The organism is Pacificispira sp., from assembly GCF_965228185.1.
In the GTDB taxonomy this organism is placed as follows: Bacteria; Pseudomonadota; Alphaproteobacteria; order UBA8366; family Aestuariispiraceae; genus Pacificispira.
Genome location: NZ_CBDDHE010000003.1, coordinates 637,578 through 658,580 on the forward strand (window position 1 = coordinate 637,578; position 21,003 = coordinate 658,580).

Genomic DNA, 21,003 nt, shown 5'->3' on the forward strand with positions numbered 1-21,003 from the left:
ATCATTACAGAAAGGAGTTCAAGCCATGGCCAACCTGACGGGAAAACGCGCACTGGTAACAGGCGGAAGCCGGGGTATCGGGGCCGCGATCGCGCGGAAGCTGGCGGCGGAGGGCGCCCGGGTGGCCCTGACCTATGCCCAGTCGCCGGATGCCGCCGACGCCGTGGTCAAATCGATCACGGATACCGGTGGGGAGGCGCGGGCGATCTACGCCGACAATCGTGAGGATCTGTCGGTGACGGGCGCTGTGGAGCGCGCGGCGGAGGAATTCGGCGGCCTGGATATCCTGGTCTGCAATGCGGGTGTCTTCGAAGTCGGACCACTTTCGGAACTCGGGTTGCAGGGCTATGACAGCACCATGTCCGTCAATGTCCGGGCGGTCTATGTGGCCCTATTGGCCGCCGACCGACTTCTGGCGGAGGGCGGTCGGATCGTCCTGATCGGCAGCAATCTGGCCAAGCATGTGCCGGGACCGGGCATCGGCCTTTATGCGATGAGCAAGGCGGCGCTGATCGGGCTGGCGAAGGGCCTGTCCCGCGATTTCGGACCGCGTGGGATCACGATCAATGTCGTGCATCCGGGATCGACCGACACCGATATGAACCCGGCCAACGGAGAATACGCGGAGCCGCAACGGTCCATCATGTCGATCCCGCGTTTCAATAATCCGGCTGACGTCGCCAGTCTGGTGGCCTGGCTGACGGGGCCGGATGCCGGGACCGTCACCGGATCGGAATTCACCATCGACAGCGGCGTCAACGCATGACGTCGGAAAGCCCCCTCATTTCCGGCTCGGCCGTGGGGCGGGGCGGGCTGGCGGTGGCGGCATTCGCCGCTGCCGCCTCTGTCGTGGTCCTGGTGGAATTCATCGTTGTAGGGCTGCTGCCTGCCTTGTCGCGCGACCTCGCGGTCACGTTGGATCGTGCGGGTTGGACGGTCTCCGCCTTCGCCCTTTCCGCCGCGATTGTGGGGCCCTGCCTGACGCTGTTGGCCGGTCGGATCGATCCGAAGGACGGACTGCCGGCCGCCCTCGCGATTTATGGTGGGGCAGGGATCGCCGCGGCCATGATGCCGGATTTCTGGGTGCTGTTGGCGGTTCGGATCGTTCAAGGCGCGCTCCTTACATACTTCATCAGCGTCGCCAGCCACGCAGCGATGGCCTTGACCACCCCGGACCGCGCCGCCCGGGCGGTCGGGCAGGTCAATGTTGGCACCATCCTGGGCGCGATAGCAGCGTCGCCATTAGGGCTCTGGGGCGCCGACGTGCTCGGATGGGATCGGCTCTATGCCTGTCTCGGCGGGCTGGCCTTGATCGCCGCCGTCGTGACGCGGGGAAGCCTGCCGCGGGGGCTGATTTTAGCGCCGTCGACGATGATGGGTCAGGCCGCGATCCTGGGAAGTCGGCGGATGCTCCAGCATCTCGCCCTGTCCCTGACGCTGTTCGCGGCCATGTTCGCTTCATACGGTTATGTTGCGGTGATCCTGCTCGATGCGCTGCAGGTCACGGCGGCGGATGCGGCCCTGATCCTGATCGGTTTCGGTGTAGCGGGTTTGATCGGCAATGCGATCGCGTCGGCGATGGCCGATCGGGATCCCAACCGAACAACCGCCCTGGTCGCCGCCGCGCTGGCCGCCGTCGGTTTGATGCTGCCGGTCCTGGGTTGGCATTGGATGCTGGACGGTCCGATCATTGCGGTTTGGGGCGTGGCCCATGCCGCAGCCTTCGTCGCCTGTCAGGTCCGGGTCATGATGCTGGCCCCTGAGGCGGCGGCCTTCGCAGGGTCCCTGAACATCTCGGTCTGCAATGTCGGGATCGGGATCGGCGCGCCAATCGGGGGATGGGTTCTATCGAAGTTCGGGCCGGAATGGCTGGGGACCGCCATGGCCGGAATCGCCGCCCTGGCCCTTGTCCTGTCCTTGGTTTCGCTTCGCCATCGCCCCTAGCTGCGTTGCCCCCGGAAGGATCGAGCCCTAGTCTTCCTGTAATCGCGCATTGGGGGAGACAGGATGATCCGTAGACTCGCCGCCGGCCTGACAATGCTATCGCTGGCCTTCGCTGCCCCGGTATCCGCCTGTCCATTGGCGCTGGTCCTGGCGCTGGACGTGTCTTCCAGCGTCGACGATGGGGAACACCGGCTGCAATCCGAAGGACTGGCGCGGGCATTGACCGACCCTGCGGTGATGGAATCGATCCTGTCCCAGGGCGGAATCTGGCTGGCCGCCTTCGAATGGTCCGGTCGCCGCAATCAGCGCATCCTGATCGACTGGACGCATTTGAATTCGCTGCGGGTGATCGGCCAGGCGGCGGCGCGCCTGCGGGATGCGCCACGTAGCACGAACGAATTCCCGACCGCGCTCGGCTATGCGCTCGGCTTCGCCTCCGTCTATCTGAAAAAGTCGCCGCCGGGCTGCCTGCGCCGGGTCATCGATGTTGCCGGGGATGGGGTCAACAATGAGGGGTTCGCGCCATCCAACGCCTACAATGCCTTCGATTTCCGAGATGTGACGGTGAACGGCCTGGTCATCAAGGGCGCCGATCCCGATCCCGAATCCTTCTATCGCGAACAGGTCCAGTACGGCCCCGGTTCCTTTATCGAGATCGCCCATGGATATGAGGATTATGCCGAGGCGATGCGCCGGAAACTGATCCGCGAAGTGCTGGGCGCCAGCCTGGCGGAAGCCCCGTCCGACACATCGTTCAGTGCCACAAAAATTTCATCGGAATGAGGGCCAGCGTTTACCGGTTATCAACCGTTCCAATCCTAGCTTGCACACAACGATGCATGCTTTGGAGCGGGCCCCATGACACTTCAGGAAATTGACGCTTCGACGTCCTGTATGATGGTCGAAGCTTTCATCGAAACGGCGCAGGAAACGCGGGCCCGTTCCGGCTCGCGCCTTCAGGCGCTGCGAGAAGGCGTCGTCGCCGCCAGCATGGTCCTAAGTGCCTTCACCGGCATGCCGGACGAGGAAGCCCGCGAAACCGCACGCATCTGGGCACAATCCAATAAAGAACTGGAATTTTAAGGCGTCAGTATCCGCCTTCGTGCGCCCTGTCCAAATCGTCGAATAGGGTCAATTCGCCGTTAAAGAACAGTTCCACGATGCCGACCGGCCCGTGACGCTGTTTGGCGATGACCAGTTCGGCGATGTTGCGCTTTTCGACCAGCATCTGTTCGTGGCGCAGGCGACGTTCTTCGAACTTTTCCGGGGCCTCGTTCGGGCGCTGCTCCGGATGTTCCTTTTCCAGATAGTATTCCGGGCGGTAGACGAAGCTGACGACGTCGGCGTCCTGTTCGATCGAGCCCGATTCGCGCAAGTCGGCGAGCTGGGGACGTTTGTCTTCGCGGTTTTCGACCTGACGCGACAGCTGCGACAGGGCGAGGACGGGGACTTCCAGATCTTTGGCCAGGGTCTTCAGGCCCCGGGTGATTTCCGAGACCTCCTGCACGCGGTTGTCCATGCGCTTGTCCGGCGGCCCTTGGAGGAGCTGCAGGTAATCGACGACGACGAGATGCAGGCCGTGCTGGCGCTTCACGCGGCGTGCCCGCTGGCGCAGGCCGGTGATCGAAAGGGCCGGCGTATCGTCGATAAAGAGCGGGATGCGGCCCAGCTCCTGACTGGCGACGACGACGCGTTCGAACTCTTCCTGCTGGATGTCGCCGCGCCGGATCTTGTCGGACGGGACCCCGGCGCAGGTGGAAATCAATCGCCCGGCGAGCTGTTCGGCGCTCATTTCCAGTGAGAAGAACAGGACGACGCCGCCTTCTTCGATCTCGCGGCCGTCCTCGGTCACGATCTTCTTATAGGCGGAGGCGGCATTGTACGCGATGTTGGTCGCCAGGGCCGTCTTCCCCATGGCCGGGCGTCCGGCCAGGATCAACAAGTCGGACTTGTGCAGACCGCCCAGGCGTTCGTCGACATCGCGCAGGCCGGTGGTGATCCCGACGATATGGCTGTCGCGCTTGAAGGCCTGTTCGGCCATTTCCAGGGCGCGCTTGGCGGCGACGTCCATACTGACGACGGACCGGTCGACTTCGCCGGTAGAGGCCAGGTCGTAGAGCCGCTGTTCGGCTTTCTCGATCTGCTTGTTGGCGGTGAAATCGATGTCGCTGTTGTCATAGGCGTCGTTGACGACGTCTTCGCCCAGGCCGATCAACTCCCGCTTCAAATGCAGGTCGTGGATTGTCTTGGCGTATTCCGCCGCGTTCAGGACGGTAACGACATTGGTCGCCAGTTCGTACAGATATTCGGTGCCGCCGGCCTCGCGCAGTATTTCGTCGGTATCCGCGATATGGCTCAGGGTCGCGGGGCTTGCGACCTGGCCCCGGTCGATCAGCTTCTTGATATGCTCATACAGGCGCTGGTGTTCCGGGACATAGAAATGAACCGCGCGCAACAGGTCCGCCGCAGGCTCATAGGCCCTGTTGTTGCGCAGGATCGCGCCCAACAGCGCCTGCTCCACCTCCGCGTTGAACGGCGGCTGGCGGAAGGCCTTCTGCGGGCTTTCCGAATTGGCGCGGTCGCCATGCAGCGAACGGACATTGTTTGAGCCGCTGGGGCTCTCGGCGGGATCGATTGTCATCCCGGAACCATACGCCGAGTCGTTCCCCTTGGCACGGAGAACGGGTGCGAACCGGGCCTGTGAATAAGGGGGATATCGGGGGCCGTCTTACGATCCGGGTCTATTGGATCAGGGCGTCGAACTCGGCGCGCGTGCGCTCGACCGCATGGTTCAGGCGGTCCAGATGTCCGGGGACATTGTCGCCGTCGTCTTCGTATTCCAGATCCCGGGATACATCGGCCAGTTCGGCGAATCCCAGGTTTCCACACATGCCCTTGATGGTATGGGCGATATGGCGGCGCTCCTCCGTGCTGTGCGGCGCGCGCAGGGTCTCAATGGAATCGTAGACTTGGTCGACGGCCTTCTTTGCCAGAAGCCTAAGTTTGTCCCGCTCCATGATCGATTGCAGTGACTGGATCGTCGTGGCGTCCAGGGCCGGCGCGGCGGGGGCTTGTTCGGGTCCCGGCTCCTGAGGGGCGGCCGGGGGCGTGGCATCGATTGTAATGTCCGACGGTGGCGGCGCGGGACTTGGCGTGGGGCTTGGCCCGGCATTCTGCCCCCCTCGGACCGCCCCGGCGCAGAGCCGGGTCAGGCATTCATGCAGTTTCAGCCAATCGACCGGTTTCGAGATCACGTCGTCCATGCCACCGGCTGTGTACTCTTCGCGCTGCTCTCTGAAAGCGTTGGCCGTCATGCCGACAATAGGCAGCGTGTGGCCCTTCGCGCGCGCCCGCCGGGTCGCGGTCAGGCCATCCATCTCGGGCATCTGAACGTCCATCAGGACGATGTTGTAACTGTATTGATCGATTGCTTCCAAGGCGTTGCGGCCATCATAAGCCTCGCTGACCAGGCACCCCCACTTGCGCAGCATGTCGGTGGCAATCACCCGGTTGATTTCGACGTCGTCCACGACAAGGACATGAAGGCCTTTCAGGGCATTCGCCTCCGTATCGGCGTTGATTGCGTCCGCGACCGAGAGGACGTCTTCGCGCTTCGCACTCTTCAGCGACAGCGTCAGGCGGAAGGTCGATCCCACGCCGACTTCGCTCTTGGCCGTGAGATCGCCGCCCATCGCCTTGGCCAATTTGGCGCTGATCGCCAGGCCGAGCCCGGAGCCGCCGAAGCGTCGCGCGGTCGATCCGTCCGCCTGGGCAAATGGTTCGAAGATCGCGTGCATCTTGTCCGGTTGGATGCCGATACCCGTGTCCGATACATCGATGATCAGGTCCTTGGTCGCACCGAGCCGTGCCTTGTCCAACCACGCGTGAACGGTGACGCCGCCCTTATCCGTGAATTTCAGAGCGTTGCCGATCAGGTTGTTGAGGATTTGCCGAATCCGGTCTGCATCGCCGAACAGGGCCAGGTCGTCGTCGAGGTCGACTTCCAGACGATAAGCGAGGTTCTTCTGCTCAGCGACCGGCGCGTGAATGGATACGGTGTCTTTCAGGATCAGCGCGGGCAGAAAGGCGACGTTCTCGAACTGCATGCCGCCGCCGTCAATGCGCGAGAAGTCGAGCACGTCATTGATCACCGACAGCAAAGCGTCCCCGGACCGGCGTGCCATCTGCGTATAGCGCTGCTGATCGGCGTCCAGTTTGGTTTCGGACAGAAATGTCAGGCTGCCCAGGAGACCGTTCAGCGGAGTGCGCAATTCATGGCTGGTCGTGGCGATGAAGGAGGATTTCGCCTTGCTGAGCTCCTCCGCTTCCTGCCGGGACGTCGCTTCAAGCTCGAAAGCGTGCTGAAGCTGGAGGCGCGCGGATTCCAGGCCGCGGAGCATGTCGCCGATCTCATCTGAGCGTGTCGTTCGAATCTCTTCCTTCTCACCGGGTTTCAACCTTTCGACCGCCGTGCCGATTTCGTCGACCGCCGCCAGTACCGTCCGCCGCAGGATAATCGACGACGCCAAAACCACCGCCGCGACGATCAAGACGCTGACCGCAACGATCAGCGCCGTCGTCTCGATCAGCCGCGTCCGACTCTGCGCCAGTTCGGATTGAAGCCTTTCGATCTGGGTAAACAGGGCATTGCGGTTGGCGCTGAGCCGCCCGGCCAGCGCTTTCTTGGCCGCGGCGTTGACCGGCTTCTCGGCGTCGTTCAGCCGGTCGACCGCGCGGTCGATTGCGCTCAACCGACCGCGAATCTCGCCTTGAAACCCTTCGCTGATATCTAGTTGCTGGAACAAGTGCTGCAGGCGGTCATCCAACCGATCGATCAAGATGTTCCACTGTGCCGCCGCGCGCTCATTGGGGGTGTGGAGTATCTCCGTTGCCAGTTCGTCCGCAAACCGGAGGTCGGACAGGGTGTCGTTGATGCCGACCAGACGCTCGTCAATGTCGACCTGGCGCAACAGGGCCACTGCATTGACAACGACAAGGGTGGTGATGGCAGCCATTGCGACCCATCCCAGTATCACCGCCCGTGTTCGAATTTTCATATTGGCAGGTCCTCCCCGAACCTGGTCAGTAAACCATGCGAACGGCTTGCGGCGCCACGCTGTTCAGGGGGCCGGGCCGAACAAAATCAAGTACGTTCGGCGTCGGACCTTCGGCCAGCCCGTTTTCAATTCGCCAATCGGCCTCCGCCTCGATCGCGTTGATCAGGTCCTGCGGCAAGACGACGGCGAAAGAATGCTGCGGCCATATTTCTTCGAGTGCGGTGAAATCGATCGATAGCCGGTTGGCGAGAATACGTTTGGCTTCATCGGGATTGTCTTGTGCGAACAGTTCCGCGCGATGCAAGGCGTTCAGGAAAGCCGGCAGGGTCGCTGCCGCGTCCTCCGAAAGATCGCATCGCCCGTGCAGAACGAAATAGTAATATTGATCGGCCTGGTCGGGATAATCGATGGCTAGGTCGCCCAGGGCTTTCCGGATATGGCTGACATGGGGCTCCCAGGTCATGGCCGCGTCCACTTCCCCCTCACTGATCAGTCGCACGATCTCATCCGGCCGGGCGTTGACCAATGTCACGGTCTCGATGTCGAGACCGGAAAGGGCGAGATACTGCGACAGGAAGTATTGACCGATCCCGTTCGGCGTAACGGCGATCCGCCGTCCTGCCAGGTCCTCCGGGGCGGGTCCGATCCGGTCACCTCGCGCAATCAGTCGCGTGGTGCGGGACGCCGAGATGGTGGCATAGATGCACAATGTGGGGGCGGTGAGCGTCTTGCTGATGAAAGCGAACTCCGAACTGGTGCCGAAAGTCAGGCTACCCTCTGCGACCCGGTTTGCCGCGACAACGCCCGATCCGACTTCTTCCAGAACGATATCCAATCCGTCCAGATACCCATTGGCGTCGGCCAGCCAGATCAGCATGCCCGTCTTGGACGTCCCGATGCGCACCGGCTCCGCCGACACGGGAGAGGCGCCGGACAGAAAAATTGCGGCGATCATGACCGCGGCGTGAAAATGGAAAAGTCGGGAAGGGGTGCGCGAGACTACCATTGATATGTAACTCCAGCATTGTACAAACCACCCGATACACCACCACACTAGCCTGGAAACATTAACAATCGATAAATTCAACGCCGGGCAATTTTGTTACAAATTATACTTTGCATTCAGGGGTTTGACCATTTTGTGTTTCGCGCTCTAAATAATGTCGCGAAGCGCGGCCATTTTGGGGGCAAGGCAAGGGCGTGCAGACATCATCGAACAGATTTTAAGGTGACTTGCAATGAATGGTGGCGTGGGCAAAACGGCGGTCGTGGTCGAGGACAATGACGAAAGTTTCGAACTTCTCAAGGCGATACTGGAAGGTCTTGGCTATGGCGTGACGCGAGCCCCGCATGAAGGGCCGGCATTTTATCAGCAAGTGGCGGAATGCGCGTCAGCGGATATTGTCGTTCTGGATATCATCCTCAGCGAATCGATCGACGGGTTCGAGGTAGTCAAGGCGCTGACGGAGCATGATTTTCATGGCGCGCTGATCGTTGCGTCCGCCAATGCCAGGAACTACATCGAATCGCTTGTGCAGGTGGCGGAAGGCAATGGCATCCGCGTTCTGACAGGGATCGAGAAACCGTACCGCAAACAGGATTTCGAGGTCGCCCTGCAGGGGGCGTGACCCACCCATTGTCGGCCCGTCCAGGGACAGGCCGACAATGGCGGCATTCAGATTTCCCGGAATTGACGCTTCAGATCGTAATCCTCGGACGTTACCGTCCGTTCAAGATCCGCCGCGCGCCGCTCCAAATCACGGAATTTCTTGCGCAGTGCCTCGAATTTCAGGCTTTCGGGCAGGCCCTCGTCCTGCGCGGCCGGCTCCGCAGTCTGGGGGGGCTCCGAGCGGGGCGTTTCGGCCGTCGCGACCGGCATATCCTGTTTTCGCTTCAGCAGCAGGACACCCAAGCCGTACAGGACGACCGCGGCCGGCGGGTTCATGAACAGGAAGATGACGGCCGCCACGCGGATCGTAATGGGACGCAGGCCGAAAGTATGGGCAAGGCCGGCGCAAACCCCGGCGATCTTGCCGTATTCGGGATCCCGATGCAGGGCTTGTAACTTGTCGTGCAGCTTGCGGCCGAAGCCGCCGCGCGGTTGGCGGGAAGACCCGGCGTCGCCATTTTCTCGGGTGCGGGAATTGCGGTAGGGGCAGCTCATGTCTTTGTCTCGTCTCGTCGCGGTCGGTTCAAATCAGTCAAACGGCGGGGAGGGGGCATCGGGCGGCCTAAACCCTGGTCTCGTCAGTTTTGGGCGCGTCCCGGGCGCGGGCGGTCGGCGTCGTCGACGACATGTTCCAGCGTGTCCATCCGCTCCTCCAGCCGGCTGGCCAATCGCCATAGCGCCTGAAACTCCTCTTCCGAGGCGGTGTGCCGCCGCTTCTGTTCCCGCCATTTGGTGACATAGTGGAATACCAGCCACATGGGCAGTACCACGCCAATCAACAAGACGGTCGGTACGAAGAAGACGATCCAGATATCCATGGCGAAGGGTCAGGTCCTGTCGAGTGTCGTTGAGCATTGGTTGCCGGGCGTCGTGATTATGCCAAACCGTCCCGCAGTTTGAAGAGCGCCTTATCCCTTCTTTTTCATATTGGCCTTCAACGTCTCCAATTCGTCTTCGATTTCCTGTTCGGCCTCCAGATCGGCGAAGGCGCTATTCAGGTTTTCACGCCGGCCCAGGTCGAACCCTTCGGCCTCGCCTTCGATATCGTCGATCCGGCGTTCCAGGCTTTCATACCGGGCCAGGGCGTCGTCGACACGGCCGTCATAGAGCGTGCGGCGCATCTGAACCCTGTTGCGGGCCGAGGTATGGCGGATTTCAATGGACTTCCGTCGGGCCTTTGCTTCGTCCAGCTTCGCCTGCAGGCGGGCCAAATCGTCGTCATATTTCTCCAGGCTTTCCTCGACGGATTTCAATTCGCGCTTCAACTGGTCGACATGGTCGCCCAGGCGCTTCTTTGCAAGCAAAGCCGCCTTCGCCAGATCCTCCCGGCCGCGGCTCAGTGCGTATTCCGCCTTCTTGCCCCAATCCTCCATGTCGGTTTCGGCCTCGTCCAGACGGCGGACGATGGTCTTCTTGTCGGCGATCATCCGAACGGCGCTGGACCGCACTTCGACCAGCGTGTCCTCCATTTCCTGGATCATCAGCCGCGCCATTTTCTCCGGGTCTTCGGCCCGATCCAGCAGCGTGTTGATGTTGGCGTTCAGAATGTCGGTCATACGGGAAAAGATACCCATCGGGGCGAACTCCTTGGCTGTCGTAGAACCCCAACGGCCATGCCGCCGGGAACTGACCGTATATTGGCAAGTGCTGTGCCAACTTAAAAACTCAATGAAAACAGTTATTTAGGGATTTTCAGTTGATCCGAGATATCGGTTATACATATATATAAGCAACAAATATGGCGATTTAATAAATGGAACTTTCAGACACGATCATCGGGGCGGACCCGGCCTTCGTCGCGGTTCTGGATCATGTGTCCGACCTCGCCAAGCTGAACCGGCCGGTTCTGGTCATGGGGGAGCGCGGTTCGGGCAAGGAACTCATCGCGGCACGCCTGCATTATCTGTCGCGGCGCTGGGACGGCCCCTATATCCGGGCAAACTGCGCCGCCTTCACTGAAAGCCTGCTTGAAAGCGAGCTGTTCGGGCATGAAGCCGGCGCTTTCACCGGAGCGCAGCGAATGCGGGCGGGCCTGTTGGAGCGGGCCGAGGGGGGCTCCCTCCTATTGGACGAGATCGGTCTGGCCGGGCAGGCGGTTCAGGAAAAGCTGCTGCGTGCGGTTGAGTATGGCGAGTTCGAACGCCTCGGTGGGACCAGAACCTTATCGGCCGATATCCGGTTCATCGGTGCCACCAATGAGGATCTGCGGCTGGCGGTGGAGAAGGGCGATTTCCGGGCGGATCTGCTGGACCGATTGTCTTTCGAGGTCGTTGCCGTCCCGCCGCTGCGCCACCGGCCGCTCGATATTCCGATCCTGGCCGAATACTTCGCGCGCGGCATGGCCCGTGACTTGGCTTGGCCGACCTATCCGGGGTTCACGCGCGCGGCGGAGAAGGTTCTGGAATCTTATGATTGGCCCGGCAATATTCGCGAAATGCGCAATGTGGTGGAAAGATCCGTATTCCGGCACGGCGACCCTGAAACCGCCATCGACCGGATCGTGATTGATGTATTCCCGGCGGCGGAGGGCGAAACGCCCGCGCCGGGACCGCGTCCTCTTCCAGCGTTTGACAGCGAGATCGAAACTGTGGAGCGGCGCCTTATCCGGGATGCCTTGACCGCCGCCGAGGGTAACCAGGCGGAGGCCGCACGGCGTCTCGATATGGAATATTTGCGGTTCCGCCGGGTGGCGAAGAAGCACGGGGCAATCTGATTTAACTGGAATCCCGGGGCCGCATAAGGAAAGGGCGCGGAGATCGCTCCGCGCCCTTTCGTAACGCTTGGTGCCGTAAGGCGAGAGCGAGGCTTTACGCCTTGTCTTCCTCGGTATCGGCAGCGTCTTCGAGGATACGCTCGGCGGTTTGCTCGTCGACCAGTTCGGCCGCCGCCGCAGCGACTTCCGCCGCCTGGCGTTCGGCTTCTTCGGCCATGTCCTGCGCCGCGCGTTCGGCTTCGGTCACGACGACGGATTCGCCGCGGGCGTGGCGTTCGGCCTGGGCCTCGGCTTCTTCCTGCGACTGGGCGACGTTGATGTGAACCGTGACGATCACTTCCGGGTGCAGTTGGACGCGGAAGTCGAAAATGCCGATCGTCTTGACCGGACGCTCCATCATCACCTGACCGCGGCCGATTTTCACGCCCTTGGCGGAAACCGCGTCGGAAATGTCGCGGGCGTTGACCGAACCGTAAAGCTGGCCCGTGTCGGACGCGGCGCGGATCAGGACGACCGACAGGCCTTCCAGATCCTGGGCGACGCGTTCGGCTTCGGACTTGCGCTCCAGGTTGCGGGCTTCCAGTTCCGCACGCTGCGCTTCGAACCGGCGGCGATTGGCCTCGGTGGCGCGGACCGCTTTGTTCTGCGGCAGCAGGAAGTTACGGGCATAACCCGGCTTGACGGAGACTTCGTCGCCCATCTGGCCCAGTTTTTCGACCCGTTCGAGAAGAATGATTTGCATGATCAGAGCCCTCCCTTAGCGGATCACGTAGGGGATGAGACCCAGGAAACGGGCGCGTTTGATGGCCCGGGCCAGGGCGCGCTGTTTCTTGGCGCTCACCGCGGTGATGCGCGACGGGACGATCTTGCCGCGTTCGGAAACGAAACGCTGCAGGGTCTTGATGTCCTTGTAGTCGATCTCGGGCGCATTCGGACCGGAGAACGGGCAGGTTTTCTTGCGGCGGAAGAAGGGCCGCCGGGCAGGTCGCATAGCCATGGATTAGTCCTCCGAACTGTCGTTGTCGCGGAACGGGCGATCGCCACGCGGGCCACGGTCGCCACGCGGACCGCGATCTTCGCGCGGACCCCGGTCGTCCCGGTCCCGGCCTCGGCCACCCCGATCCCGGTCACGCTCGTCACGGCGTGCCAGAACCACGGACGGTTCTTCCGGCAGGTCCTCGGTGCGGACCGTCATGTAGCGCAGCACGTCGTCGTGCAGGCGCATGCGGCGTTCCATTTCATGGACCGCTTCCGCCTTGGCTTCGTAGTTCAGCAGAACGTAATGGCCTTTGCGGTTCTTCTTGATCCGGAAGGCCAGGCCACGCAGGCCCCAGTATTCCCGGCGGGCGATGCGGCCGCCGTCTTCGGTCAGGATTTCCTGAGCCAGGTCGGTGATGCTCTCGACCTGCGTCGCAGAGACATCCTGCCGTGCGATCAGCACGGTTTCGTAGTTCGCCATCGATGTCACTCCCTCTGGCTGTTTCACGGTCCGGCGCAGTGGCTTTCTCCTGGAAAATCCAGGATCGGCTCTGCCGCCCGGCCCTAGCCGATCTCTTGTTCCGGCACCTTGTGAGCGGCGGAGATATCGGCAAGGAGTATCGCCCCTAGCCAGGTAACCCGGCTCGAGACGGGCGGCTTATAGGGGATGCCCGATTGCGATGCAAGCCGAATACAGCGCTTTTCTGCGGAAAATCGTTCTTTTGGATGATGCAGGGAGAATCAGCGATTCGCAGTGGGCTGATGTAAAATTCTCGGGGCGCGCATATAAATCAACAATTGGCCGGTGTGTATTTATTGGAGGCAAAAACAAAATAGATAAAACTGAGTCTATAGTTAATTTTTTATTTGAACCGATTCGCGAATCGCCCGATTCTCATACTTAACAAGGAGATGACGCGATGAACGATCCGAACGAAATGAAGGCGGTGATGGCCGACCTGATCGCCCGGGAGCTGAAACGGCTCTCGAAATTGGCAGATCTCGTGGTCTACACGCTCTACGACCCGGATCAGCCCGACGATCCGGTGGATTATGTTCTGAACGACCGCGCCGAGATTGGCGGCGACATTGATTTGGATGTGTCCTTCCAATTCGAAGGTGTCGCGCTCTGGTACATTTGCCGCCGCGATGGCGACGCCTTCAGCGCGAAGAAGGTTCTGATCCAAGTTCGTGACGGACGGTTCGTCCATGGTCAGGTCGGCGATTTCGACGGCTTCTGGGACGAGTTCCCGCAATATGTCGCCGAAGATCGTTGGGTCCAGTCGGCCGTTCTGAAAGGCGGCGTGAACGACGACGCCCGGCCTTATCGGGACCTGCCGGCAGCAGCTGCGGCAGAGTAAGCCTCCGCTCCAAACAGTTTCACCCTGGCGAGGGATTGGCGCCCCGGATCGAGAAATCGGCCGGGGCGTCGGTTTTCCTGCAGTGGCAAAGGTTTCCGAAATTCGTAGAATGGGCGCAGGCCTGTCGAAATTTTTTGTCCGTTAACCGGACGGAAGGAATTTCGAGCCTATTCAGGCGGGCCTGGGCGCATGACGGAAACGGAGACTTATGCGGGCTTCTGACAATAAGGGCGCAGCGGGACAAACGCAGAAATCGCTGATCATCAAGCTGATTGCAGTCTTTCTGTCCATTCAGATCGTTCTACTGGCCGTGTTCGCAGTGACATTGATCGTGATCGACGGTACCCGCGCCTATACGGCGGGCAGCGAATACTATGTCATTGGTCAGAAAACGGCCGCCTATTCTCTGATGCGCTATTCCAAGACGGAAGACCCGGCCGATTTTGCACGCTTCAAAGAGTTCCTGGATATTCCGCAAGGGGATGGTGCCGCGCATACCAGGATGCGCATGGACGTTTTGGATTGGGACGCCGCGCGTGACGGATTGCGGCGCGGCCGCAATCTCGATTCCGACATTCCTTTCATGATCCTGATGTATCGGTTGGCGGGTGATACCGCCCTGATGCGCCCGGCAACGGAAATCTGGCGCGAAGCCGATACGTTGATAGCCGAATTGGCGGTGACCGGCGAACAGCTTCGCACCGCGATCGAAGCCGGTCGAAGCGATGCTGTGATCGATGATGTACTGAGCAGAATCCATATCCTGGACGCGCGTCTGACCGAGCTGGAATTCGATTTCGCGGCGGCCATCGGAGCGATCGCCATTCAGATCAAGACACTGTCTTTTGTCGTTATTGCCGCACTTTCGACGGTTCTCTGGGGGGTGGCGATTGCCGCCGGACTTCGAATTGCCGCCCATGCCGATCGGAACGAAACCGCGCTGATCCGCAGTCAGGCGCGGTTTCAGGACATTGCCGACACCGCGGCCGACTGGATTTGGGAAACCGATGCGGAAGGCCGGTTCACCTATTTATCCCGCAACGCCGAACGATTGTTGAATGTCGATCGAGACGCCATTCCGCAAGGGGGAGACCTAGCCGACGGACTTGCCGCGCTGCGAGATGCTTTTGCCAAACGTGAGGCGTTCCGCGATTTGAAGCTGGTCCGGGATCGGTCAGAAGGCGGGCCGCGGCATTTTGCGTTACGCGGTAAGCCGGTCTTCGATGAGGGGGGCCTGTTCATTGGGTTCCGCGGCACCGGCACGGATGTGACGCAGCAGGTTGAGGCGGAGCACGCGATCCTGCGCGCCGCCGTTGCGGCCAATGACGCAAATCAGGCCAAAACGATGTTCTTGGCGAATATGAGCCATGAGTTGAGGACGCCGCTAAACGCCGTGATCGGCTTCTCTGAGGCGATGGAACGCCAAATGTTCGGCGTGATGAACGCGACTTATGTAGAATACGCCGGAATTGTCCGCCGCAGCGGGGAACATCTGCTGAGCATGTTGAGCGATCTGCTGGACATCTCGCGGATTTCCCAGGGCGCGATCAATTTGGAAACCGAGACAGTCGACGTGGGGGCGGTCATCGCCGATTCCGTCCGGGACGCCTTGTCCGCCCATTCGGATCATGACCGTAGGATCGAGATCCAAATGCCCCCGGACGTCCCCCCCCTTGTTGCAGACAAGATGCGGCTGCGCCAGATCGTCACCAATCTGCTAACAAACGCGTTGAAATTCTCGGAACCTCACAGCGTTGTCCATGTGGCTGTTGCCCGGCAGGACGGAGGCCTTGTTATCAAGGTCATCGATAACGGGATCGGCATCAATCCGCGTGATATCGCTCGGGTCATGGAACCTTTCGTTCAGGCAGAATCCGGGTTGGAACGAAAACGGCAAGGGGCCGGTCTGGGCCTCCCCCTCGTCAAACAATTGGTTGAATTGCATGGCGGGACGTTTGATCTGACCTCGGCCCCAGGCAAGGGTACTGTGGCGACCGTCTATCTGCCGGAATCCCGCATCCGGGCGTGATGTCGATTACATCCGCGATGCCATTTCCTGATCGATTTTGCCGGTCCGCCAGTCTTCCAGGGCCTCGACCAGCTTGCGCTGACGCGAACTGAAGGCACGCCAGTTGGTCAGTTCATTTTCCAGATCCTCCACGACTTCGCGCGGGACCAGGGGCGTATTCTTCAAGGCGGTGTCGATGGCTTTGAACAGTTCCTCATTGGACTTGGCCGCCAAAGCGGCCTCGAACAGCGAACAGATCGGCTGCCAGCCGTCGAGAGCCAGGGACGCGTTCAGTTTGGCTTCCTCACATTCCGCCAGAGCCTTATCGAGTCGCTTCAGGCTGGATTGAAGGTTGTTCGCGCGCCGTTCGACGCGGGCCAACTCTTTCGCCGCAATGCCCAGAAACTGTTGGAAGGGGAAGATCAGGTCGCCCAGGACGGTCTTAAAAAGATCGGGCAGTTCGTCCTGCCGGTCTTCAAGGTCGCTCAGGACATTGCCTAGGCGGTTGCGCTGACGGATCAGCCAACCCTGCAGGCTGTCATCGGCGGAATCGACCTGAACGGCCGGAGCAATGGCGACAGCGAATCTCTCCAAACGGTTCATGGCCTCTTCGACGTCGCATTCCAGAACCGACGCCAGATGTTCGAACATCACCTTGTTGAACTTGTTCTGGATCGCCGCCGTTTCCGGGTCGCTTCTGGAGGCGTTCATCAGCAGCCGGTAGGTGTTGACCGACATCTTCTTAAGCTGTGCCTGCCCATAGGCCTCACCGGTCAGACGCATCAGTTGCACAACGAGGCGCAGATATGTCTGTGCCTCAACCGTCTTGTCGATTTCTGCCTCGATCGGGTGATCGTCCCGGCGTCTCTGGGCCAGCGACTGCCCGAAGCGTGGAATGCGTTTGAGTAGGCTGGCGCGGATTTCCGCCGGGCTGATCAGCGGTTTCAGGTCGCAGACCGGTGCCTGAACAATATCGTCGACGAATTCGATATCGTCGTCTGCCAGGTTGCCGAAGGCGCTCTTGACCTGGGTTAACGGCAAGACCATGGAGGCTTCCTTCTTGCCGGAAAACCCAGGAATCAGCAGCATCCAGTCTTTCGGATCCGAAGATCCGTTGTCGAGCCGAATCCGACCGAAATTCATGTTCGCCGTCTTAAATCCCGCCCAGACGCCGCGTTGTTCGTAGGTTGTTGGTAGGTCAGCCACGGTTTCGTCCCGACAAGTGATTATGGTGCCATATTAGGTCAAATGATCTGAAGGTTTGGTTAACGGCACGCGATGGAGCGGCGTTGTGGCATGGCCCGCCGCTTGACACCGGTTCAATGCCGACTATGACTTCGCCGAGACACAAGCGGACCCGAATGGGCCAGTCGCGAAATTCGGGGAAGGGAGACGCCAATGAGCCGAGCATTTGTTTTTCCGGGGCAGGGCAGCCAGGCGATAGGCATGGGCGGCGAACTTGCCGACGCCTTCGTTGTCGCGCGGGAAGTCTTCGAGGAAGTCGACGACGCGCTGGGGCAGCATCTTTTCAAACTGATGCAGGAAGGGCCCGATAGCGATCTGACGCTGACGGAGAATGCCCAACCCGCGCTGATGGCCGTGAGCCTGGCCGTGATCCGCGTACTGGAAAGCGAAGGCGGCAAACCGATCAGCGATATGGCGGATTGCGTCGCCGGTCACAGCCTGGGCGAATACTCCGCGCTGGCGGCGTCCCGCGCGCTGGAACTGGCCGATACCGCGCGGCTGTTGAAACTGCGCGGTCAGGCGATGCAGGCCGCGGTTCCGGTGGGCGAGGGCGCCATGGCGGCGCTGCTGGGTCTTGATCTGGAACAGGCCGAAGCGGTCGCGGCCGAGGCCGCCCAGGGGGAGATCTGCGCCGCCGCGAACGACAACGCGCCGGGCCAGGTCGTGATCTCCGGTGCGGCCAGCGCCGTCGAGCGCGCGCTCGTGATCGCGAAAGAGAAAGGCGCCAAGCGCGCCGTGCTGCTGCCGGTATCGGCACCGTTCCATTGCGAACTGATGGCCCCCGCGGCGGACAAGATGGGGCGCGCTCTGGCCGAAACCGTCATTCAGCCGCCCGCCGTGCCGCTGATCGCCAATGTCACCGCCGCCCGCACGGTCGATCCGGATATGATCCGCCGTCAGCTGGTGGAGCAGGTCTGCGGCCGGGTGCGCTGGCGCGAGAGCGTGCTGGTGATGAAGGATCTGGGCATCGACACCCTGGTCGAAGTCGGCGCCGGCAAGGTCCTTTCCGGTCTGGCGAAGCGCATCGACCGCGATCTCAGCGGGGTCGCCATTAACGGTCCCGCCGACGTCGAGACCTTCCTGGCATCCTTGTGACGGCACGGTGCTAAGCCGCTCAGTGACTTTTAGGGAGAGAGATACATGTTCGATTTGACGGGAAAATGCGCCCTGGTGACCGGGGCGACCGGCGGGATCGGTGGTGAAATCGCCAAGGCGCTGCACGCCGCCGGGGCGACGGTCGGCCTGAGCGGTACACGCGCGGAACGCCTTGAGGCCGTTGCGTCCGAACTGGGCGACCGGGCCCATGTGCTGCCGGCCAATCTGTCCGACCCGGATGGTCCGGACGCGCTGGCCAAAGCCGCGGAAGAGGCCATGGGCGCCATCGACATCGTGGTCAACAATGCTGGCCTGACGCGCGACAATCTGGCCATGCGTATGAAGGACGACGAGTGGGATCAGGTCATTGCGGTCAACCTGACCGCCTCTTTCCGTTTGTCCCGTGCCTGCCTGCGCGGGATGATGAAGAAGCGCTGGGGCCGGATCATCGGTATCACGTCGATCGTCGGCGTCACCGGCAATCCGGGGCAGGCGAATTATGCGGCGTCGAAGGCGGGCATGATCGGCATGTCGAAATCCCTGGCGCAGGAAGTTGCCAGCCGCGGCATTACCGTCAACTGCGTGGCGCCCGGTTTTATCGAAACCGCGATGACCGACGCATTGGCGGACAAGCAAAAGGAATCGCTGTTATCCGCGATTCCGGCCGGGCGGATGGGGACCCCGGAAGAGATTGCGGCTGCGACCCTCTTCTTGGCAGCGCCTGAATCGGCTTATATCACTGGCCAAACGCTGCACGTGAACGGCGGTATGGCAATGATCTGATTTGGTCGCCCAGCCCGGAATTCCGGGACAAAACGGGCGGTCATTTAAGTGAAACGATAGGCTGGTCTCTCCAGATGAAGTGTGATAGGCAGGCGCCGTCGCGCTGGAGACCGGCGCATAATTCGGGTTTGAAACTGAGGTCGGCCGGGTTCTCCTGGCCGCGGCAGACAAGGGAAAGACAGATATGAGCGACGTTGCGGAGCGTGTGAAAAGCATTGTGGTCGAGCACCTGGGCGTTGATGCCGAAAAGGTTACCGACAATGCCAGCTTCATCGACGATCTGGGCGCGGACAGCCTCGACACGGTCGAGCTCGTGATGGCGTTCGAAGAAGAATTCAACTGCGAAATCCCGGACGACGCGGCCGAAAAGATCGCGACCGTCAAGGATGCGATCGATTTCATCGCCGCGAACAAGTAATTCTGTGCGCGGATCGGGCGGCCCGGTAAGGGCCGCTCGACGCGTATCTGCCGCGCCGCGTGTCGGCGCAATGCCCGCTGCGGCACGGCCCCCAGGCGGTCGCCTTCTTTTGAAGGCGGTCTGACCGGGGTCGCGACGTCTTGCGGGCATTTTTGTGTCCGTTTATCGGTGTTGGACCGACAGTGTGAGGATGGGACGATCATGAGACGCGTAGTCGTAACGGGTCTGGGCGCTGTGACGCCGCTGGGTGTCGGGGTCGACACGGTTTGGGACCGGCTGATCGCCGGTAAATCCGGCATTCGCGCCATCGAAAGCTTCGACGTGTCCGACCTGCCGGCCAAGATTGCCGGTGAGATCCCGAAGGGCAGCAAGGCCGATGGCGCTTTCGACGCCGAGGAATGGGTCGAGAAAAAAGACCTGAAAAAGATGGATACCTTCATCGCCTACGCGCTGGCCGCGTCCCAGCAGGCGGTGGACGATGCGGGCCTGACCTCCAAGGATCAGAACGAGCTGGATCGCACGGGCGTCATGATCGGGTCCGGTATCGGCGGTCTGGGCGGGATCGCCGACGGCAGCAAGATCCTGGACGAACGCGGCCCGCGCCGTTTGAGCCCCTTCTTCATCCCCGCGAACCTGATCAACCTGGCCAGCGGCTATGTGTCGATCATCCACGGTTTCCGCGGTCCGAACCATGCCGTTGTCACGGCCTGTGCGACCGGCACTCACGCCATCGGCGATGCCGCGCGCCTGATCATGTTCGGCGATGCCGACGTGATGGTCGCCGGCGGTACCGAATCGGCGGTTTGCCGCATCGGGGTCGCGGGCTTCGCCGCGGCGCGCGCGCTGTCGACCAGTTTCAACGAGACGCCGGAACGCGCATCCCGCCCGTGGGATAAGGACCGCGACGGCTTCGTCATGGGCGAAGGCGCGGGCATCGTCGTTCTGGAAGAACTTGAACATGCCAAGGCCCGCGGCGCGAAAATATATGCTGAAGTCCTCGGCTATGGCCTGTCCGGCGACGCCTATCACATGACGGCGCCGTCCGAGGACGGGTCCGGCGGATACCGCGCCATGGAGAACGCCTTTCGCAATGCCGGGATCGCCCGGGAACAGATCGATTACGTCAACGCGCACGGCACCTCGACGCCGCTGGGCGACGAGATCGAACTGGGCGCGGTCAAGCGCCTGTTCGGCGACCACGCCTACAAGCTCGCCATGTCGTCGACCAAATCGGCGATCGGCCATCTGCTCGGCGCGGCGGGTGCGGTGGAAGCGATCTTCTCGGTCAAGACGATCCAGACGGGCAACATTCCGCCGACGCTGAACCTCGACAACCCGTCCGAGGGCTGCGATCTGAACCTGGTGGCGCATAAGTCCCAGGCGCGCGAAGTAAATTATGCGCTGTCGAACAGTTTCGGCTTCGGCGGTACAAATGCTAGTGTGATTTTCGGCCCGTCCCCGTCGTGACCCGGCGGGGCGCCTGCCTTGCGAAAACCCTAGGCGGACGCACGAGACCGTGACCGAGCGTAATTCCGATCAGACCGAAGACGCCGCGGCAGGCGGGGAGGCAGAGACCCCGCCGCCGCGTAGGCGCCCTGCGGCGCGAATTCTGCGCCGTGCCCTGATCTCGTTTCTATTCTTGATCCTGCTGACCGGGGGCGGCGCGGCATGGCTGTTCCACTGGGCCCAAACCGTCCATCGTCAGGCCGGTCCGCTGACGGCCGATACCACC

General features: G+C 61.5%; 22 protein-coding genes. 12 read left to right on the top strand and 10 right to left on the bottom strand.

Annotated features, from left to right (window positions below; translation table 11 throughout):
• Nucleotides 1-25: 25 nt before the first annotated feature.
• The 4 genes from ACO06O_RS06660 (at nucleotide 26) to ACO06O_RS06675 (ending at nucleotide 3,027) form a co-directional block, all read left to right on the top strand.
• Nucleotides 26-766 (top strand): SDR family NAD(P)-dependent oxidoreductase, encoded by a 741-nt coding sequence (locus ACO06O_RS06660; RefSeq protein ID WP_421877587.1) that lies wholly within the window; start codon nucleotides 26-28, stop codon nucleotides 764-766.
• The gene (locus ACO06O_RS06665) at nucleotides 763-1,944 is read left to right on the top strand and encodes an MFS transporter (RefSeq protein WP_421877589.1); all 1,182 of its coding nucleotides are present in this window, start codon (nucleotides 763-765) and stop codon (nucleotides 1,942-1,944) included. Before ACO06O_RS06660 ends, ACO06O_RS06665 begins: the two co-directional genes overlap by 4 nt.
• Nucleotides 1,945-2,007: 63 nt before the next feature.
• The gene (locus tag ACO06O_RS06670) at nucleotides 2,008-2,727 is read left to right on the top strand and encodes a DUF1194 domain-containing protein (protein ID WP_421877591.1); all 720 of its coding nucleotides are present in this window, start codon (nucleotides 2,008-2,010) and stop codon (nucleotides 2,725-2,727) included.
• Nucleotides 2,728-2,802: 75 nt separating this feature from the next.
• Nucleotides 2,803-3,027 carry a hypothetical protein gene (locus ACO06O_RS06675; protein WP_421877593.1) on the top strand — a complete coding sequence of 75 codons (225 nt, stop codon included), beginning with the start codon at nucleotides 2,803-2,805 and terminating at the stop codon, nucleotides 3,025-3,027.
• A 4-nt stretch (nucleotides 3,028-3,031) separates the two neighbouring features.
• Here the strand turns inward: ACO06O_RS06675 and ACO06O_RS06680 are convergent, their stop codons facing one another.
• The 3 genes from ACO06O_RS06680 to ACO06O_RS06690 form a co-directional block, all read right to left on the bottom strand.
• Nucleotides 3,032-4,585 (bottom strand): replicative DNA helicase, encoded by a 1,554-nt coding sequence (locus ACO06O_RS06680; protein WP_421877595.1) that lies wholly within the window; start codon nucleotides 4,583-4,585, stop codon nucleotides 3,032-3,034.
• Between the two features lie 100 nt (nucleotides 4,586-4,685).
• Entirely contained in the window at nucleotides 4,686-6,959 is a 2,274-nt protein-coding gene (locus tag ACO06O_RS06685) for an ATP-binding protein (protein ID WP_421877597.1), read from the bottom strand.
• Nucleotides 6,960-7,026: 67 nt separating this feature from the next.
• Nucleotides 7,027-7,956: an ABC transporter substrate-binding protein gene (locus ACO06O_RS06690; RefSeq protein ID WP_421877599.1), complete on the bottom strand. Its 930-nt coding sequence runs from the start codon at nucleotides 7,954-7,956 to the stop codon at nucleotides 7,027-7,029.
• A 283-nt stretch (nucleotides 7,957-8,239) separates the two neighbouring features.
• Here ACO06O_RS06690 and ACO06O_RS06695 point away from each other — a divergent pair, with 283 nt between their 5' ends.
• Nucleotides 8,240-8,629: a response regulator gene (locus tag ACO06O_RS06695; RefSeq protein ID WP_421877601.1), complete on the top strand. Its 390-nt coding sequence runs from the start codon at nucleotides 8,240-8,242 to the stop codon at nucleotides 8,627-8,629.
• A 47-nt stretch (nucleotides 8,630-8,676) separates the two neighbouring features.
• On the opposite strand, the gene ACO06O_RS06700 is transcribed toward ACO06O_RS06695, so the two are convergent.
• The 3 genes from ACO06O_RS06700 to pspA form a co-directional block, all read right to left on the bottom strand.
• Nucleotides 8,677-9,165 carry a PspC domain-containing protein gene (locus ACO06O_RS06700; RefSeq protein ID WP_421877603.1) on the bottom strand — a complete coding sequence of 163 codons (489 nt, stop codon included), beginning with the start codon at nucleotides 9,163-9,165 and terminating at the stop codon, nucleotides 8,677-8,679.
• An 83-nt stretch (nucleotides 9,166-9,248) separates the two neighbouring features.
• Complete coding sequence (gene pspB / locus ACO06O_RS06705) at nucleotides 9,249-9,488, bottom strand: envelope stress response membrane protein PspB (RefSeq protein ID WP_421877605.1); 240 nt, start codon at nucleotides 9,486-9,488, stop codon at nucleotides 9,249-9,251.
• Between the two features lie 90 nt (nucleotides 9,489-9,578).
• On the bottom strand, nucleotides 9,579-10,244 hold the full coding sequence (gene pspA, locus ACO06O_RS06710; RefSeq protein WP_420417169.1) for a phage shock protein PspA: 666 nt from the start codon (nucleotides 10,242-10,244) through the stop codon (nucleotides 9,579-9,581).
• A gap of 179 nt (nucleotides 10,245-10,423) precedes the next feature.
• Here pspA and ACO06O_RS06715 point away from each other — a divergent pair, with 179 nt between their 5' ends.
• The gene (locus ACO06O_RS06715) at nucleotides 10,424-11,383 is read left to right on the top strand and encodes a sigma 54-interacting transcriptional regulator (RefSeq protein WP_421877607.1); all 960 of its coding nucleotides are present in this window, start codon (nucleotides 10,424-10,426) and stop codon (nucleotides 11,381-11,383) included.
• A 94-nt stretch (nucleotides 11,384-11,477) separates the two neighbouring features.
• Here ACO06O_RS06715 and rplI read toward each other — a convergent pair whose 3' ends face one another.
• From rplI to rpsF, 3 genes are read right to left on the bottom strand one after another with little or no spacing between them, the layout of a single operon-like run.
• Nucleotides 11,478-12,125, bottom strand: coding sequence for a 50S ribosomal protein L9 (rplI, locus tag ACO06O_RS06720; RefSeq protein WP_421877609.1), 648 nt, complete (start codon nucleotides 12,123-12,125; stop codon nucleotides 11,478-11,480).
• Between the two features lie 15 nt (nucleotides 12,126-12,140).
• Nucleotides 12,141-12,380: a 30S ribosomal protein S18 gene (rpsR, locus tag ACO06O_RS06725; RefSeq protein WP_420417166.1), complete on the bottom strand. Its 240-nt coding sequence runs from the start codon at nucleotides 12,378-12,380 to the stop codon at nucleotides 12,141-12,143.
• A 3-nt stretch (nucleotides 12,381-12,383) separates the two neighbouring features.
• Nucleotides 12,384-12,842, bottom strand: a complete 459-nt coding sequence (gene rpsF, locus ACO06O_RS06730; RefSeq protein WP_421877611.1) for a 30S ribosomal protein S6 — start codon at nucleotides 12,840-12,842, stop codon at nucleotides 12,384-12,386.
• Between the two features lie 439 nt (nucleotides 12,843-13,281).
• Between rpsF and ACO06O_RS06735 the strand changes: the two genes are divergently transcribed.
• The gene (locus tag ACO06O_RS06735) at nucleotides 13,282-13,722 is read left to right on the top strand and encodes a hypothetical protein (protein WP_421877613.1); all 441 of its coding nucleotides are present in this window, start codon (nucleotides 13,282-13,284) and stop codon (nucleotides 13,720-13,722) included.
• 208 nt (nucleotides 13,723-13,930) lie between these two features.
• A complete protein-coding gene (locus ACO06O_RS06740; RefSeq protein WP_421877615.1) occupies nucleotides 13,931-15,751 on the top strand; it encodes a PAS domain-containing sensor histidine kinase in 1,821 nt (606 codons plus the stop codon).
• Nucleotides 15,752-15,757: 6 nt separating this feature from the next.
• Here ACO06O_RS06740 and ACO06O_RS06745 read toward each other — a convergent pair whose 3' ends face one another.
• Nucleotides 15,758-16,819 (bottom strand): hypothetical protein, encoded by a 1,062-nt coding sequence (locus ACO06O_RS06745; protein ID WP_421877617.1) that lies wholly within the window; start codon nucleotides 16,817-16,819, stop codon nucleotides 15,758-15,760.
• Nucleotides 16,820-17,128: 309 nt separating this feature from the next.
• On the opposite strand from ACO06O_RS06745, the gene fabD reads away from it, so the two are divergent.
• The 4 genes from fabD (at nucleotide 17,129) to fabF (ending at nucleotide 20,738) form a co-directional block, all read left to right on the top strand.
• Nucleotides 17,129-18,070, top strand: a complete 942-nt coding sequence (gene fabD, locus ACO06O_RS06750; RefSeq protein WP_421877619.1) for an ACP S-malonyltransferase — start codon at nucleotides 17,129-17,131, stop codon at nucleotides 18,068-18,070.
• Between the two features lie 45 nt (nucleotides 18,071-18,115).
• Entirely contained in the window at nucleotides 18,116-18,853 is a 738-nt protein-coding gene (gene fabG, locus ACO06O_RS06755) for a 3-oxoacyl-[acyl-carrier-protein] reductase (protein ID WP_421877621.1), read from the top strand.
• Between the two features lie 184 nt (nucleotides 18,854-19,037).
• The gene (locus ACO06O_RS06760; RefSeq protein ID WP_420417159.1) at nucleotides 19,038-19,271 is read left to right on the top strand and encodes an acyl carrier protein; all 234 of its coding nucleotides are present in this window, start codon (nucleotides 19,038-19,040) and stop codon (nucleotides 19,269-19,271) included.
• Nucleotides 19,272-19,472: 201 nt separating this feature from the next.
• Nucleotides 19,473-20,738, top strand: a complete 1,266-nt coding sequence (gene fabF / locus ACO06O_RS06765) for a beta-ketoacyl-ACP synthase II (RefSeq protein ID WP_421877623.1) — start codon at nucleotides 19,473-19,475, stop codon at nucleotides 20,736-20,738.
• Nucleotides 20,739-21,003: the final 265 nt, after the last annotated feature.

What these genes read in the sequence shown, in the direction of transcription:
- ACO06O_RS06660 (WP_421877587.1), top strand. Translation starts at nt 26, where the DNA reads ATGGCCAACCTGACGGGAAAACGCGCACTGGTAACAGGCGGAAGCCGG.
- ACO06O_RS06665 (WP_421877589.1), top strand. Translation starts at nt 763, where the DNA reads ATGACGTCGGAAAGCCCCCTCATTTCCGGCTCGGCCGTGGGGCGGGGC.
- ACO06O_RS06670 (WP_421877591.1), top strand. Translation starts at nt 2,008, where the DNA reads ATGATCCGTAGACTCGCCGCCGGCCTGACAATGCTATCGCTGGCCTTC.
- ACO06O_RS06675 (WP_421877593.1), top strand. Translation starts at nt 2,803, where the DNA reads ATGACACTTCAGGAAATTGACGCTTCGACGTCCTGTATGATGGTCGAA.
- ACO06O_RS06680 (WP_421877595.1), bottom strand. Translation starts at nt 4,585, where the DNA reads ATGACAATCGATCCCGCCGAGAGCCCCAGCGGCTCAAACAATGTCCGT.
- ACO06O_RS06685 (WP_421877597.1), bottom strand. Translation starts at nt 6,959, where the DNA reads ATGGCTGCCATCACCACCCTTGTCGTTGTCAATGCAGTGGCCCTGTTG.
- ACO06O_RS06690 (WP_421877599.1), bottom strand. Translation starts at nt 7,956, where the DNA reads ATGATCGCCGCAATTTTTCTGTCCGGCGCCTCTCCCGTGTCGGCGGAG.
- ACO06O_RS06695 (WP_421877601.1), top strand. Translation starts at nt 8,240, where the DNA reads ATGAATGGTGGCGTGGGCAAAACGGCGGTCGTGGTCGAGGACAATGAC.
- ACO06O_RS06700 (WP_421877603.1), bottom strand. Translation starts at nt 9,165, where the DNA reads ATGAGCTGCCCCTACCGCAATTCCCGCACCCGAGAAAATGGCGACGCC.
- pspB (WP_421877605.1), bottom strand. Translation starts at nt 9,488, where the DNA reads ATGGATATCTGGATCGTCTTCTTCGTACCGACCGTCTTGTTGATTGGC.
- pspA (WP_420417169.1), bottom strand. Translation starts at nt 10,244, where the DNA reads ATGGGTATCTTTTCCCGTATGACCGACATTCTGAACGCCAACATCAAC.
- ACO06O_RS06715 (WP_421877607.1), top strand. Translation starts at nt 10,424, where the DNA reads ATGGAACTTTCAGACACGATCATCGGGGCGGACCCGGCCTTCGTCGCG.
- rplI (WP_421877609.1), bottom strand. Translation starts at nt 12,125, where the DNA reads ATGCAAATCATTCTTCTCGAACGGGTCGAAAAACTGGGCCAGATGGGC.
- rpsR (WP_420417166.1), bottom strand. Translation starts at nt 12,380, where the DNA reads ATGGCTATGCGACCTGCCCGGCGGCCCTTCTTCCGCCGCAAGAAAACC.
- rpsF (WP_421877611.1), bottom strand. Translation starts at nt 12,842, where the DNA reads ATGGCGAACTACGAAACCGTGCTGATCGCACGGCAGGATGTCTCTGCG.
- ACO06O_RS06735 (WP_421877613.1), top strand. Translation starts at nt 13,282, where the DNA reads ATGAACGATCCGAACGAAATGAAGGCGGTGATGGCCGACCTGATCGCC.
- ACO06O_RS06740 (WP_421877615.1), top strand. Translation starts at nt 13,931, where the DNA reads ATGCGGGCTTCTGACAATAAGGGCGCAGCGGGACAAACGCAGAAATCG.
- ACO06O_RS06745 (WP_421877617.1), bottom strand. Translation starts at nt 16,819, where the DNA reads ATGCTGCTGATTCCTGGGTTTTCCGGCAAGAAGGAAGCCTCCATGGTC.
- fabD (WP_421877619.1), top strand. Translation starts at nt 17,129, where the DNA reads ATGAGCCGAGCATTTGTTTTTCCGGGGCAGGGCAGCCAGGCGATAGGC.
- fabG (WP_421877621.1), top strand. Translation starts at nt 18,116, where the DNA reads ATGTTCGATTTGACGGGAAAATGCGCCCTGGTGACCGGGGCGACCGGC.
- ACO06O_RS06760 (WP_420417159.1), top strand. Translation starts at nt 19,038, where the DNA reads ATGAGCGACGTTGCGGAGCGTGTGAAAAGCATTGTGGTCGAGCACCTG.
- fabF (WP_421877623.1), top strand. Translation starts at nt 19,473, where the DNA reads ATGAGACGCGTAGTCGTAACGGGTCTGGGCGCTGTGACGCCGCTGGGT.